Origin of the sequence: Aeromonas sp. PS2Canimalfood6 (genome assembly GCF_048276795.1) — a bacterium.
GTDB classification, from domain to species: Bacteria; Pseudomonadota; Gammaproteobacteria; order Enterobacterales; family Aeromonadaceae; genus Aeromonas; species Aeromonas caviae.
This window is the reverse complement of sequence record NZ_JBLUXC010000040.1, coordinates 1-13633: the sequence shown is the minus strand read 5'-3', so window position 1 is coordinate 13633 and position 13633 is coordinate 1. Positions and strand designations below refer to the sequence as shown.

Below are 13633 nucleotides of genomic sequence, written 5' to 3'. Positions count from 1 at the left end.
GTTGTCGTCTTTGGGGGCTTCATCCCCGGCTCATCCGGATGTCGATCTGCTGATGTGGCAGATGCATGCCGACCTGGCCGAGTTTCTCCAGGATCAGGGAATGTACCTCGTGCGTAATGGGCATCCGGTGATCCATGTTGTTGACGTAGAGCCGGATCTCGTAGATGAGGGCCGAGTCGGTGAACTCGATGAGGAACACCTCCGGGGCGGGCGTATCCAGCACCAGGGTGGACTCGCGCACGCTCTGCTCCAGCAGTTGCTGTACCTGCTTGGGATTCTGGGTCAGGCCGATGCGAATGCGCAAGCGGACCCGGGTGATGGCATCGGACAGGGACCAGTTGATGAATTGCTCGGTGATGAAGGCCTTGTTGGGGACGATGATTTCCTTCCTGTCCCAGTCCACTATGGTGGTGGCGCGGGTCTTGATCTTGGTGACGGTGCCGGTGAGATCCCGGATGGTGACGGTGTCACCCAGGCGGATCGGTTTTTCGAACAGGATGATGAGGCCGGAGACGAAGTTGGCGAAGATCTCCTGCAAGCCGAAGCCCAGCCCCACAGAGAGTGCTGCCACCAGCCACTGGGTCTTGGACCAGTCGATGCCGAGCATGGAGAAGCCGGTGAGGGCGCCAATCAGCAGTACCAGGTACTTGCTCACCGTGGTGAGGGCGAAGCCGGTGCCTGGGGAGAGGCTTAGATGCTGGAGCAGGGTGAGCTCCATCAACCCTGGCAGGTTGCGGGCGGTGACCACCGTCAGGATGAAGGCGAAGACGGTCAGCATCAGATCCTGCAGGGTGATGGCGGAGAGCTGCTCGATGCCGGCCACCTTGCTGCTCACCTGCCACACCTCGATGCTGCTGAGGAAGCTGAATGCCGAGTTGAGATCCGACCATTGCACCACCACCAGCATGGTGAAGCCCAGCATCAGCAGGGTGCGCACCAGGCCGAGGGACTGAGCGCTGATGGTATCCAGATCCAGCTCGGGCTCCTCCACCACATCGGGGATCTCGGAGCTGAGATCGTCCTCTTCCCGCTCCCGCTGCGCCAGGATCTCGGCCCGCTTCTGCTTGGCGCGATCGAAGGCGAGTCGGCGGCGCTGGATCAGCATCCAGCGGTGGGCCAGATAGTAGACGAGCAGGCAGCCGAGCCCCGCCAGCAGGCTCAGCTCCAGCTGGCGCAGCAGGGTGCGGGAGGTGTAGAAGTAGCCGAACAGGGCGCCCAGCACCGCCAGCAGCGGGGCCAGCATCAGGCTGTTCCAGATGAAGTGGTGCAGCAGATGGGGCTTGGTCATGTCTGCCTGACCCCAGGTGAGGGGCAGTTTTTCCCGGTTGAGGCGGGCAAAGAAGAGCAGCAGCCAGAGGGCCCCGATGATGAAGGCGAGGCGTCCCAGGGAGTCGTAGAAGGCGTGCTCCTGATAGCTGCTCGCCATGCCCTGCACGAAGAAGCTCGGGATCAGCACCAGCAGCAAGGTACGAAATTGTCCCCATACTCGCTGCACCCGCTCCTTCTGCCAGCGGAAGTGGAGGATGAGGATCCCCTTCTCCAGAGTGAGGTGGCGCGCCACCAGCAGGGCCAGCAGCAGGAACCAGATTTCACCCAGGCCCCGGGCCACCGCCACCGCGAAGGGATATTGCCAGGCGCCGTCCAGCAGGCCGTGCACCATGAGCACCATGGCGGGCAGCGGCAGGGCGGCGAGCACGGAGCGCACCAGCAACCGGCTGGTGAGGCTGAACTTGTCCTGGGTTACCTTGCCGATGCGCGGGGCAATGTACTGGCTGTATTGAATGAGGTGGCGGGCCAGTTTCAGCCAGCACCAGGCCAGCCCCAGCAGCCCGAGGCCAGCCAGGGTCAGGCTCAGGGGGTTGTTCTCGGCGATGGCCCTGGGCAGTTGCAGCCAGTTGGCCGGATTGAAGGCAAGGCCGAGGGCGGCCGGGACGCCGAGCAGCACCGCCGGGCTCAGGGGGCGCACGTCCGGCATCCAGAACAGATGGCTGGCGCTGAGTTCGCGGATCTCGTCGATCTTGCTGTTCTGGCGGCTGTAGAGCAGCTTGAGGCGGGTCTGCTCCTGAATGAGGGTATCGGAGGCATCGTTGAGCCGGGTCAGCAGTTGCCGTCTCGCCTTGAGCAGGTTGTCCAGCACGGCGCGCTGGGCCCTGTCCAGGGTGATGCCGTCTCCACTGAGCAGGCTGTTGCGCAGCTGGACCGGATCCTTCAGGGCATCCTGCTCGGTCTCGTACTGGTATTTGGCCATACGCGCCTTGACGATGGCTGACTCCAGCCGCTCCAGCGGGAAGTAGGCGGGCAGATCGGCCAGCTTGCTGCGCAGGTTCTCGCCGTAGGCGTTGCTTATCTGCAACCACTCCAGCTGTTCGCGCACCGAATTGACCAGCTCGTTGAGCCCGGAGAGGGAGGTGTCCACCCCCCGCTGCTCGTCCTGCACCCGTTCAATCTGGTCCTCGAGGGCCCCCAGTTGGAGGGAGAGGGCCTGGTTTTGCTGCTGCTGCTCCTGCAAGAGGGGGAGGTCAGAGGTGAGCTGGCGGCGCAGGCGTTCACTCTCGGCCAGGGCCTGCTCGGTCTTGTCCCGGCGCAGCTGGTTCTGCTGGGCAAGCAGACTGGTCTGCCACTCATCCTCGTCGGTGATGGCGAGGTTGAGCTCCTGCAGCTTGAGCTTGCCCAGATCGTTGCGCTGCTGGGCGGAGAGCTGCTCCAGCTCCAGCATCTGGATCCGGTCGGAGAGGCTCTGCTCCTTGAGGCGGGTGGCCAGTTGCTGGGCCTCCTGCAACCTGTCCGACTCGTTGCTGAAGCTCAGGCGATCGAGCAGGGAGCGGGTCTGGAGCAACTGCTTGCGCAACTCGTCGACCCGCTGGTGATACTCCTGGCCCGTGCTCTCCAGCTGGTTGAGGCTGTCGGTCACCGCCTGACGCTCCTTGCGCAGGTTGAGCTGGCGGTTGCTGCTCAGGCTGATGGCCTGGCGCAGGGCATCCTCCTTGAGGGAGGAGAGGGACGGGCGGGACTGGGGCTGATAGTTGTGCAGCCCCTCCTTGAGACGGGCGGACTCCTTGGGGTAGTCGATGAGGATCTGCTGGTAGGCCTTGCCCTGTTCCCGGTAGCGCTGGGCATCCCGGGCATATTGCAGCGCCTGCTGGTAGCTCTCCCGCAGTTGCTGGTTTTCCGGGGTATCCGTCTTGGGGACGCTTTGCAGCAGCTCCTCTACCTGAGTGATGGCATCATCGGCCTGGACAGCGGAGAAGGGGAACAGGCTGAGACAGAGCATCAGACAGAGCATCAGACAGAGCAGGCGTTGCAACATGGCGCACGTTTCCGTTCAGGAGAAGTCGCCCTAGCCTAAAGCAGGGGCCGGGGCGGGTAAAGCCCTCAAGATGATTGATCCACGGCACAAATAACGGGTGATCCGGGTCTTGTTTGGCTATTATTCTGGCCGTTCCCCTTCATTGAGCAATTTATGTCCTCCGTCGATCTGGGCACGGCCCCCCTTTCCCGCCTCTTCTTGCGTTACGTCACCCCCACGGTGGCCGCCATGCTGGTCACCGGCATCTATGTCACCATAGACGGCATCTTCGTCGGCCATATCCTGGGCCAGGACGGGCTGGCCGGCATGATGCTGGCGTACCCCATCTGCGCCGTGCTCTACGCGGTGGGGGCCCTGATCGGCATGGGATCTTCGTCGCTGGCCTCCTTCTATCTGGGCAAGGGGGAGCAGGCCAGGGCGCGCCACATCGTCGGCAATGCCCTGGTGATGGTGCTCATCGCTTCCGCGCTGCTCGCCTTCATTGGCATTCGTTACGGCAAGGCCATGCTTGTCTGGATGGGGGCGCAGGGGGTCATCTTCGACGCAGGCTTCGCCTATCTGCAGTGGTACGCCTGGCTCGGGGTGTTCGCGGTGCTCTCCATGGCCTTTACCGCCCTGCTGCGCAACGACGGGCGACCCGGCCTCACCACCTGGGTCCTGGTGGGGGGCGGCGTGCTCAACGTGCTGCTCGACTACCTGCTGATGGCGGTGATCCCCTGGGGGCTGGCGGGGGCCGCCATCGCGACCATGCTCTCCCAGGCGGTCACCGGAGGCCTGTGCCTGTGGCACTTCTTTACCCCCCGCAGCCAGTTGCGCATTCGCTGGGATACCCTGGTGCCCGACTGGCGGCTGATGGGGGAGACATTGCGACTCGGGGTGTCGAGTTTTCTGATGTACCTCTACCTCTCGGTGGTGCTAGCGCTGCACAACAAGGCGCTGCTCTCGGTGGGCACTTCGCTGCATGTGGCCGCCTATGGGGTCATCAGCTACAGCGAGGCCTTCTTCTATCTCATCTTCGAGGGGATCGCCATGGGCATCCAGCCCATCGCCAGCTTCAATGCCGGGGCGGGCAACTGGTCGCGAGTGCTGCGGGTGCGCAACCTGGCATTGGGAGTGACCATGGCGGTGGCACTGTGCGGGATGATCCCACTGTATCTGTGGCCAGAGGCAGTGGTTTATCTGTTTGCGGGGGACAATGCTGCCCTGTTGCCGGTGGCGACCCTCGGTATCTGGCTCTACTTCTGGGGGCTGCCCATGGAAGGCTTGCTGCTGGTGGGGGCCACCTATTTCCAGGCCATCAACCGGGCCCGCATCGCTTCCCTGCTCACCGGCGGCAAGTTGGTGCTGATCGGCGGTTTCCTGTGGGGCTTCTCCTCCCTGTGGGGAGTGGCCGGTGTCTGGCTGGCGCTGCCCACTTGCAGCACTCTGCTGGTCCTGGTGATGTGGCGGGCGATGAACAGGGAGGGGCGCCAGCACAGCGCTGCCTGAGATGTGGTCATGCGTCCATGAAAAAGGCAGCCTTGGCTGCCTTTTTCATTTTGAGTGCCCCTGCCTGTGGGCGGCAGGTCGCCGGCCTCAGGGCTTGAAGGCGCCGATAAAGATGGCGGGGTCGACGCGGGCGTCGTTGAGGCTGACGTTCCAGTGCATGTGGGGACCGGTGGCGCGGCCGGTGGCGCCGACCCGGCCGACGATGCCGCCGCGGGGCAGGCTCTGGCCCAGCTTCACGTCCACCTTCGACATGTGACAGAACATGCTGATGAGGCCCTGGCCGTGGTCGACGAACACCGTATTGCCGTTGAAGAAGTAGTTGCCGATGAGGATGACCTTGCCAGCGGCTGGTGCCTTGATGGGAGTGCCGGCTCCGACCGCGAAGTCGAGGCCGGAGTGGGGGTTGCGCTCCTCGCCGTTGAAGAAGCGGCGCAGCCCGAAGGGGCTGGAGAGCGGGCCCTGGACCGGCTTGTCAAACAGCAGGTTGCTCGGCTGAGCCGGGCTGAAGGTCTGGTAGGCGCGGGTCTGTTCGGCAAGCTCCCGGTTGATGCGGGTCATGTCTTCGGCCAGCGGATTGACCTGGCGGCTGTTCTTGAGCTTGATGTGCTGCTCACGGTAGTGCTTGGTGCCGACCTTGAAACTCAAGGTGCGGCCATCGCTGGTGGTCACCTGATGGGGGCCGGGCGCGCTCTTGAGCGGGATGCCGACGATGGCGATCCACGTCTTCCCGTCTTCCTGTACCACCAGCACAGGCTTGTCCTGATAGCGCACTGCGGGCGCCTTGGCCCCGCTTCCCAGTGGTACCACGGCCACGCCCCCCGGCACCGGGTGGTTGAGCAGGCGGCTGATAAACCCCGGTTCGGCGTGAAGCGCAGGGCTGCCGAGCAGCAGGAGAAGAAAGAAGAGGCGGCGCATGATGGCTCCATCGGATCAGGGGGAAAGCAAGAGGGGGGAGATGATGCCACATTCTGGCGGTGCTGTCCGTCAACCGTGGCCGATAAACTCATCGGCTGCGGCCCAGAAGGACGCAACGGACACGCCATTGCAGCGAGGTGAATGCTCTGGTTGCGGGTGCCCGCCTTCCCTTCGACCTTGCCAGCCTGAGCAGGGGCCGCTGCGCTACCGCATCTTGGGGGCGCTCGCGAGCGACAACCGCTTCATCACCACCAGCCTGGTCGAGGTCGGGGTGGGCATGGCCGGACAGGGGCCCTGACCCCTATTCCATTCGATACCGCCATCGCGGTACCCTACTCGGCGGCGACCCAGGTCACCGACTGCAAGATGAGGCTCTCCCCGACCCGGTTGCCGGGCCAGGTAGTACGCACCGGTCCCTACACCGGCACCATCATGGTCACGGTGAGCGTGCCCTGAGGAGACGCCGCTTCGCCCCTATTTTTCGACGAGGTCAATGATGAACAGTGACAGGGCCCTGCGCCGCGAACCCAAACGCCATGGCATAGGACAGGGCTGGATCTGGATCCGCACCGGATTCGACATCTTCAACAAGGGGATGGGGGCCAGCGTGGCCATGATAGTGCTCTGGTTTGTGGTGGGCATCGTGCTGGATCAGCTGCCGGCGGGGGGCTTGATCTCCCAGTTGCTCTACATGGTGTGGGGGGCTGGCTGGGTGGCGGTGGCGCGGCGGGGGCACCATGGGGAGGCGCTGCAGTTTGGCGACTTCTTTGCCGGTTTCCGCCATCGGTTGACCCCCTTGATGCTGGGGGGCCTGATGGTGCTCGGCCTCATCATGGGGATCCTGATGATCTGCGTGTTCCTGCTGCACCAGTGGGGACTCACCGGCCTGTTGTCCGCGGATCCGGGCTCCCTGGCGCTGACCCCGGAGCAGGCACAGGGCTTCCTCGTCTGCGCCCTGGTGGGATTGGCACTGTTCGTTCCCGTGCTGATGGCCATCACCTTCGCCCCCGCCCTTATCCTCTTCCATCAGGTCGGGGTCTGGCAGGCAGCCAGGCTCAGCTTCAAGGGATGTCTGCGCAACATGTGGCCCTTCCTCTGGTGGGGGCTGCTCGGGGCCGTGCTGATCTTCTTTGGCGCACTCCTGATGCTGGTGGGCCTGCTGGTGGTGCTGCCTGCCATCAACTACTCCATCTATGCCGCCTATCACGACATCTATCTGGAGGATCAGGAGGCCGAGGAGGGAGAGACCCCGGTCAAGGCATTCGGTTTCGAAGCCTGACCGGCACAGGATGGAGCAAAGAGGGGCCGCGAGGCCCCTTTTTTGTGCGGCTCGCAGGGATCAGAGAGAGGGAGGGGCTTCCTGCCACAGGGGATCGTCCGCCATCCGCTCCACGAGAAAGTCGAGGAAGCTGCGCAGCAGGGGGGACATCTGTTTGCGGGTGCCATAAACGGCATAGACGCCGAGGCGCTTGGGCTGCCACGGGGTGAGCAGGGGGACCAGGGCGCCGCTTGCCAGATGGGGGTGAACCGAGTAGGCGGGTTGCAGGCTGATCCCCGCCCCTTCCAGGGTGGCGGCCAGCAGCAGGTTGGAGATGTTGGCGCTGAGGTTGCCGCTCACCGGGACGGATTCGGGACCATCGGGCCCCAGAAACTCCCACAGGCTCTTGCCGAAATAGGTGTAGGTGAGGCAGTTGTGCAGTGCCAGATCCTGCACCTGCTGCGGCGGAGCATGGCGGGCCAGGTAGGCGGGACTGGCGCACACCACCGAGTGGCAGGTGCCGAGCCTGCGGGCCACCAGGTTGGGATCGAGGTCGTTGGTGATGCGCAGGGCGAGATCGATTCGCTCCTCCACCAGATTGACTGTCCGGTCCAGCAGCAGGATGTCGATCGCCGTGCCGGGGTAACGGGCCAGGTAGTCGTTCGCCGCCCCGACCAGCAGGGCTTCGGAGAGAGAGTAGCTGCAGGTGATGCGCAGTTGCCCCTTGGGGGCCTCGTCATGGCGGATGGCCAGGTGTTCCATCTCTTCCCCCAGGGCCAGCATGGCTCTGGCCCGGTTCAGCGCCTCTTCTCCTGGCCCGGTCAGGCTCAGCCGGCGGGTGGTGCGGTGCAGCAATCTGGCCCCCATCCAGCGTTCCAGCTCGGCCAGGTAGCGCGACACCATGGCACGGGACATCTCCAGTTTCTCCCCGGCGCCGCTTAGGCTGCCCTGTTCCACTACGCAGACAAAGACCCGCAATGCGGTCAGCCTATCCATCTTGTGCTCCTATATGCTCGATTTGTGCAACAGTGATGCGCCTATTATGCGGTATTTGTATCGATGGTGATGCAATAAACTGCGCTCATTCCATTAATCCACACCGATGAGCGTTATCTGATGAACAACACACTGCGTACCCTGACCCTGACCAGCCTCCTGATGACGGGTTCCGCCCTGGCGGCCCCCCTGACCGTGACCGTCTACAACCCCGGCGAGAAGGCCATCTTCCCCGTCTCCTCCTCACTGGTAACCGGTGACAAAGAGGCCATCCTGATCGATGCCCAGTTCGATGTGCAACATGGTCAGGCGCTGGTGGACATGATCAAGAAGAGCGGCAAGAAGCTGACCACTGTCTATATCAGTGCCGGTGACCCCGACTTCTACTTCGGTCTGGAACCCGTCATGGCTGCGTTCCCGGATGTCAAAGTGCTGGCCGACCAGCATGTGGTCGACCATATCAAGCAGACCAAGGATGCCAAGCTGAGCTACTGGGGTCCGATCCTGGGCAAGGATGCACCCAAGAGCCTGACCGTGCCGCAAGTGATGACGGCCAGCCACCTGACCCTGGATGGCGAGAAGATTGAAATCAAAGAGATGAACACCCCGAATGCCTACCTCTGGGCCCCTTCCATCAAGACGGCCTTTGGTGGTGTGCCGGTCTACAGCGGCGTGCACGTCTGGATGGCGGACAGCCAGTCCAATGCTGCTCGCAGCAACTGGGTCAAGGCGCTGAACAATCTGCTGGCGCTGAAACCCGAGCGCGTGGTGCCGGGTCATTTCCTGGGGACTGCGCCCAAGGGTACCGAAGCCGTGACCTTCACCCGTGACTACGTGCAGCGTTTTGAGCAAGAGCTGGCCAAGACCAAGCACTCCGGCCAGCTGATTGAAGCGCTGAAGAAGGCTTACCCCTCCCTGCCGGTCGATGATGGCCTGGCCATCGGTGCCAAGGTCAATACCGGCGAGATGAAGTGGTAACTCCCTGACGCCTACATCCCTGTGTTTTTTTCCGGGCCCGAGGGCCCGGTTTTTTATCCAGCCTTGAAGCGAGAATGATGATGAACGAAGCGCAAACAACCCTCCATTATGTCTATGACCCCCTCTGTGGCTGGTGCTATGGCGCCGCCCCCCTGCTGAAAGCCGCTGCCGAGATCCCGGGCCTTCGCATCGAACTGCATGGGGGGGGCCTCTGGATGGGCGCCAGGCGCCAGGCCATGGGACAGCCCCTGCGGGACTATGTGCGCCCCCATGACGAGCGCATCCATGCCCTCACCGGACAGCGCTTTGGTGAGCGCTACTTCAACGAGCTTCTGCTCAACGAGTCACTGCTCCTCGACTCCGAGCCGCCCATACGCGCCGTTCTGGCGGTGAGCGAGCTTGGCGGCGACGGCCTTGCCTTGTTGCACCGCATCCAGGAAACCCACTACCGGGATGGGGAATGGGTCGGTTCCCCGACACGGCTGGCGGCGCTCGCGCGGGAGCAGGGGCTGACACCGGAAGCATTCGCCCTGGCCTTTGGTCGGGTCGATCTTGTGGGCCATCTGGCCACAAGCCAGGCGTGGCTGCGCCGGCTCGGCGGGCAGGGGTTCCCGACCTTGGGATTGATGCAAGGGGAGCGCGTCGTTGCGCTGCCTGTCTCCTCCTATCTGGGAGAGCCAGCGGCGTTCGCGGATCACATCACCTCCCTGATGGGGTGAGTCTCTCGCCCATCGCCTGCGGCTTGTCAAAGGAGAGGGAGAGGGCAGACCCGTCTGCGCGCCTCCCTTGTCCCCCGCACCGTTCTTGTGCATGCTATCGGCCTCATTGAACGGCAGGATGCAGTACCTATGAACCTTCGCGATCTCGAATATCTGGTAGCGCTGGAAGAGGAGAAACACTTTCGCAAGGCAGCGGAGCGCTGCTTTGTCAGCCAGCCGACCCTGAGTGGCCAGCTGCGCAAGCTGGAAGATGAACTGGGAGTGATCCTCATCGAGCGCACCTCCCGCAAGGTGCTGTTCACGCCCGCCGGCGATGCCATGGCCCGTCAGGCGCGCAAGGTGCTCAAAGAGGCGCGAGAGCTCAAGAGTATAGGCCAGCACTTCGCCGAGCCCATGTCCGGCGAGATCCACATCGGTTTTATTCCCACCGTGGGCCCCTACCTGCTGCCCCACATCATCCAGGATCTGCGTGAACACTTCCCCAAGCTGGAGTTCTACCTCTACGAAGATCAGACCCAGGTGCTGCTCAAGCGGCTGGAGGAGGGGGAGCTGGATTGCCTCGTGCTGGCGGAGCTGGAAGGGATGGAGGGGTTTGGCGCCATCCCCCTCTATCAGGAGCCCATGTGGCTGGCCGTGCCCCAGCATCACCCGGAGGCGAGCGCCAAGGCGGTGCCCCTGCACAATCTCAAGGGCAAGAAATTGCTGATGCTGGCCGACGGTCACTGTCTGCGGGATCAGGCGATGGGTTTCTGTTTTGCCGCGGGCATCGGTGAGGATCAGCGCTTCAAGGGCACCAGTCTGGAGACCTTGCGCAACATGGTCGCCGCTGGCAGCGGCATGACGCTGGTGCCCAGGCTCGCCGTGCCCGCCAACCCGGAGGAGGGGGGCGTCAGCTATCGCCCGGTGATCAACCCCGTGCCGGGGCGCACCATCTCCCTGCTCTATCGTCACTACTCGGTGCGCCGTCCCTGCTTCAATGAGCTGGCGGCCCGCATCTCGAGTCTGATGAAAGCCCTGCTGGGCTGACGCAGCCCGCTCGTCATCCCGAAACAAAAACCGGCGCCTGGGCGCCGGTTTTTGTTGTTTCCAGTGGGACCTAGAAGATGTCGTCGGTGGAGACGGGACCGTCTGTGGTCGCATCGTCACCGCCATACACCTGGTTGCCATCGGAGATCTGGCTCGCGTAGCGGGTGGGCTCTGTGCCCTCTTTGAAGAACTCCTCCGTGGTACTGCCATCGGCGCGATTGGTCAGCAGACCGGTTTCACGATCGATGCGGACCTGCATGATCCCTTCGGGGACCGGCATCTTGCGTTCGGGCACCTGGTGCAGAGCCGTCTTCATGAAGTCAATCCAGATGGGCTGGGCGGCACCGCCGCCAAACTCGGCCCGGCCCAGACCGCGCTGGTGGTTGTCAAAACCGATCCAGGAGGTGGCCACCAGATTCGGGGTATAGCCGGAGAACCAGGCATCCCGGGATTCGTTGGTGGTCCCCGTCTTGCCCGAGATGTCGTGACGCTTGAGGTCACGGGCTGCCCGCCAGCCGGTACCACGCCAGCCATTGCCACCCCAGATGGCGGTGGTCAGGGTGTCGGTGATGAGGAAGGCGCTCTGGGCACTGATGGTCTGCGGTGCCATGTTGTTGGGCACGACAGGATCGATGGGGCACTGGGCCTTCCAGTCTGCCGTGGTATTGGCATAGGCATCCGCGCTGTCGAGACCGGCGGCGGCCAGCACGCCGCAGTCGCGGCAGGCAGCGGCCGGGTTGGCCTCGAACAGGGGGGTGCCGAAGCTGTCGGTCACTTCGGTGATGAAGTAGGGGGTGACCTGGAAGCCGCCATTGGCCAGCACCGAGTAGCCGCGCACCACTTCCAGCGGGGTAAACTCCGCCGCACCCAGCGCCAGGGATTCGTTGGCGGAAATGTGATCACGGGCGAAGCCGAAGCGGGTCAGGCCGTCGATATAGGTATCCAGCCCGATGGCGCGCATCAGGCGGACCGACATCACGTTCTTGGACTTGGCAAGGCCGAGGCGCAAGGTGGTCGGCCCTTCATAGATGGCGGGCGAGTTCTTGGGCTGCCACATGGGGCCCTTGGCAGGATCCCACTGGTTGATCGGTGCATCGTTGATGAGGGACGCCAGGGTATAGCCCTGCTCCAGCGCGGTGGCATAGAGGAAAGGCTTGATGTTGGAGCCGACCTGACGACGGGCCTGATCGACCCGGTTGAACTTGGAGAGCTCGAAGCTGAAGCCGCCGACCAGGGCCTCGATGGCGCCGTCTTGCGGGTTCATGGCCACCAGGGCGGCGTTGACGTCGGGGATCTGGGAGAGCAGCAACTCTTCCCCTTTCTCCCTGACCCAGATCTGGGCGCCGACTTTGAGTACATCCCGCGCCGATTTCGGGGCAAAGCCCTGGCGATCGTCGGTGATGAAGGCACGCGCCCACTTGATGCCATTCCAGCCCAGTTCGGCCTGTTTGCCATTCTTGAGCACCAGGGTGGCGCTCTTGTCGCCGAGCTGGGTGACCACGGCGGCCATCAGGGGCTGATAGGTCGGCTGCTTGGCCAGATGGGCCATGATCTGCTCGTAGTCCCAGGCCGTTTCACCGGCTTTCCACAGCAAGGCGGTCGGGCCACGGTAGCCGTGGCGGGTGTCGTAGTCGAAGACACCGTCCAGCAGCGCCTGATGGGCGGCGCGCTGACGCTTGGCGGTGACGGTGGTGTAGACGTGCAGCCCCATGGTGTAGGCATCTTCACCAAACTGCTCCACCATCTTCTGGCGCACCATCTCGCTCAGATAAGGGGCGTTCAGCGTGGTCTCAGCACCGTGAAAACGGGCCTTGATCGGCATCTTGGAGGCTTCGTCATACTGGGCCTGGGTGATTTTGCCGGTTTCCAGCATGCGACCCAGTACCACGTTGCGGCGGGCGAAGGCGCGCTCCGGGGAACGGATCGGGTTCAGCATGGAGGGTGCCTTGGGGAGACCCGCGATGATGGCGATCTCGTCCAGGGTGAGATCCTTGACCTCCTTGCCGAAGTAGACCTGGGCGGCCGCGCCGACCCCGAATGCCCGGTAGCCGAGGGGGATCTTGTTGAGATAGAGGGTGAGGATCTCGTCCTTGGAGAGGTTCTGCTCGATACGCCAGGCGAGGAACACTTCCTTGATCTTGCGTACCAGGGTCTTCTCGTTGCTCAGGAAGAAGTTGCGAGCCACCTGCTGGGTAATGGTACTGGCGCCCTGGCGCGCCTGGCCGGAGACGGCCCAGACGGTGGCGGCACGGATGATGCCGATGGGGTCTATGCCCGGGTGCTCATAGAAGCGGGCATCTTCGGTGGCGAGTACGGCATCGATCATGGACTGGGGTATTTCGTCCAGCCGCAGGGGGATGCGACGAATTTCGCCAAACTGGGAGATCAATTCCCCGTCCCGGCTGTAGACCTTCATGGGGGTAGCCAGTTTGACATCGCGCAGGGCGCTGACATCCGGCAACTGGGGCTTGATGTAGAAGTAGATGCCGATGAGGCTGGCAACGCCCAGCACAGCACCCAGCATCATGACAATAAACAGGCGAACGAGCCATTTCAGCATGGAAGAACTACCAATCGTCTTAAAATTAGCCAACGGGCGCAGAGTATAGCCTTTTTACCCTCGCGGATTCGAGGTTTTCCTGTCCGCAAACAGGCGACCCCGAGAAGAGGCGGGAGGGTAGCACTCTAGGGCACAATTACCAAGGGGGCCGCAATCAAGGCCGAAAGGAGAGGGACGTCAACTTTTGACACAAACTTTATGACATTGATAGATAGAGCATTATATTGAGTTAAGCCGTCACATCATGACGCGCTGTCCTACAATAATACCAATCGGATTAAACATTAGGTCAGTTTTATCCAATCTCGGCTACAAAGTGACATCACCCGCTCCACATCGGCAATAAAGTGCTTCCAGGCCGATGTGCAGGCATCAAGGATGTCGTC

General features: G+C 63.0%; 10 protein-coding genes. 6 read left to right on the top strand and 4 right to left on the bottom strand.

The genetic code is table 11. The annotated features are described in order from the left end of the window. Positions 1-19: 19 nt before the first annotated feature. The gene (gene mscM, locus ACNPAA_RS15205) at positions 20-3307 is read right to left on the bottom strand and encodes a miniconductance mechanosensitive channel MscM (protein WP_109422498.1); all 3288 of its coding nucleotides are present in this window, start codon (positions 3305-3307) and stop codon (positions 20-22) included. Between the two features lie 153 nt (positions 3308-3460). Here mscM and ACNPAA_RS15200 point away from each other — a divergent pair, with 153 nt between their 5' ends. Beyond that, complete coding sequence (locus ACNPAA_RS15200; RefSeq protein WP_119196906.1) at positions 3461-4795, top strand: MATE family efflux transporter; 1335 nt, start codon at positions 3461-3463, stop codon at positions 4793-4795. 87 nt (positions 4796-4882) lie between these two features. On the opposite strand, the gene ACNPAA_RS15195 is transcribed toward ACNPAA_RS15200, so the two are convergent. Then, on the bottom strand, positions 4883-5710 hold the full coding sequence (locus ACNPAA_RS15195) for a M23 family metallopeptidase (protein WP_010673811.1): 828 nt from the start codon (positions 5708-5710) through the stop codon (positions 4883-4885). A gap of 127 nt (positions 5711-5837) precedes the next feature. Between ACNPAA_RS15195 and ACNPAA_RS15190 the strand changes: the two genes are divergently transcribed. Both ACNPAA_RS15190 and ACNPAA_RS15185 read left to right on the top strand, forming a co-directional pair. Continuing rightward, positions 5838-6008, top strand: coding sequence for a hypothetical protein (locus ACNPAA_RS15190; RefSeq protein WP_173418147.1), 171 nt, complete (start codon positions 5838-5840; stop codon positions 6006-6008). A 198-nt stretch (positions 6009-6206) separates the two neighbouring features. Next, positions 6207-6989 (top strand): BPSS1780 family membrane protein, encoded by a 783-nt coding sequence (locus ACNPAA_RS15185; protein ID WP_069652133.1) that lies wholly within the window; start codon positions 6207-6209, stop codon positions 6987-6989. A gap of 60 nt (positions 6990-7049) precedes the next feature. Here ACNPAA_RS15185 and ACNPAA_RS15180 read toward each other — a convergent pair whose 3' ends face one another. Continuing rightward, complete coding sequence (locus tag ACNPAA_RS15180) at positions 7050-7964, bottom strand: LysR family transcriptional regulator (RefSeq protein ID WP_069652134.1); 915 nt, start codon at positions 7962-7964, stop codon at positions 7050-7052. A 120-nt stretch (positions 7965-8084) separates the two neighbouring features. On the opposite strand from ACNPAA_RS15180, the gene ACNPAA_RS15175 reads away from it, so the two are divergent. From ACNPAA_RS15175 to oxyR, 3 genes are all read left to right on the top strand, one after another. Beyond that, the gene (locus ACNPAA_RS15175; RefSeq protein ID WP_200164486.1) at positions 8085-8942 is read left to right on the top strand and encodes a Vmh family MBL fold metallo-hydrolase; all 858 of its coding nucleotides are present in this window, start codon (positions 8085-8087) and stop codon (positions 8940-8942) included. A gap of 74 nt (positions 8943-9016) precedes the next feature. Continuing rightward, a complete protein-coding gene (locus ACNPAA_RS15170) occupies positions 9017-9661 on the top strand; it encodes a DsbA family protein (protein ID WP_043155970.1) in 645 nt (214 codons plus the stop codon). Between the two features lie 129 nt (positions 9662-9790). Beyond that, positions 9791-10687 (top strand): DNA-binding transcriptional regulator OxyR, encoded by an 897-nt coding sequence (oxyR, locus tag ACNPAA_RS15165; protein ID WP_010673817.1) that lies wholly within the window; start codon positions 9791-9793, stop codon positions 10685-10687. A gap of 70 nt (positions 10688-10757) precedes the next feature. Here the strand turns inward: oxyR and ACNPAA_RS15160 are convergent, their stop codons facing one another. Then, the gene (locus ACNPAA_RS15160; protein ID WP_124244331.1) at positions 10758-13247 is read right to left on the bottom strand and encodes a penicillin-binding protein 1A; all 2490 of its coding nucleotides are present in this window, start codon (positions 13245-13247) and stop codon (positions 10758-10760) included. Positions 13248-13633 lie beyond the last annotated feature (386 nt).

What these genes read in the sequence shown, in the direction of transcription:
- ACNPAA_RS15185 (WP_069652133.1), top strand. Translation starts at nt 6,207, where the DNA reads ATGAACAGTGACAGGGCCCTGCGCCGCGAACCCAAACGCCATGGCATA.
- mscM (WP_109422498.1), bottom strand. Translation starts at nt 3,307, where the DNA reads ATGTTGCAACGCCTGCTCTGTCTGATGCTCTGTCTGATGCTCTGTCTC.
- ACNPAA_RS15160 (WP_124244331.1), bottom strand. Translation starts at nt 13,247, where the DNA reads ATGCTGAAATGGCTCGTTCGCCTGTTTATTGTCATGATGCTGGGTGCT.
- ACNPAA_RS15175 (WP_200164486.1), top strand. Translation starts at nt 8,085, where the DNA reads ATGAACAACACACTGCGTACCCTGACCCTGACCAGCCTCCTGATGACG.
- ACNPAA_RS15170 (WP_043155970.1), top strand. Translation starts at nt 9,017, where the DNA reads ATGATGATGAACGAAGCGCAAACAACCCTCCATTATGTCTATGACCCC.
- ACNPAA_RS15200 (WP_119196906.1), top strand. Translation starts at nt 3,461, where the DNA reads ATGTCCTCCGTCGATCTGGGCACGGCCCCCCTTTCCCGCCTCTTCTTG.
- oxyR (WP_010673817.1), top strand. Translation starts at nt 9,791, where the DNA reads ATGAACCTTCGCGATCTCGAATATCTGGTAGCGCTGGAAGAGGAGAAA.
- ACNPAA_RS15195 (WP_010673811.1), bottom strand. Translation starts at nt 5,710, where the DNA reads ATGCGCCGCCTCTTCTTTCTTCTCCTGCTGCTCGGCAGCCCTGCGCTT.
- ACNPAA_RS15180 (WP_069652134.1), bottom strand. Translation starts at nt 7,964, where the DNA reads ATGGATAGGCTGACCGCATTGCGGGTCTTTGTCTGCGTAGTGGAACAG.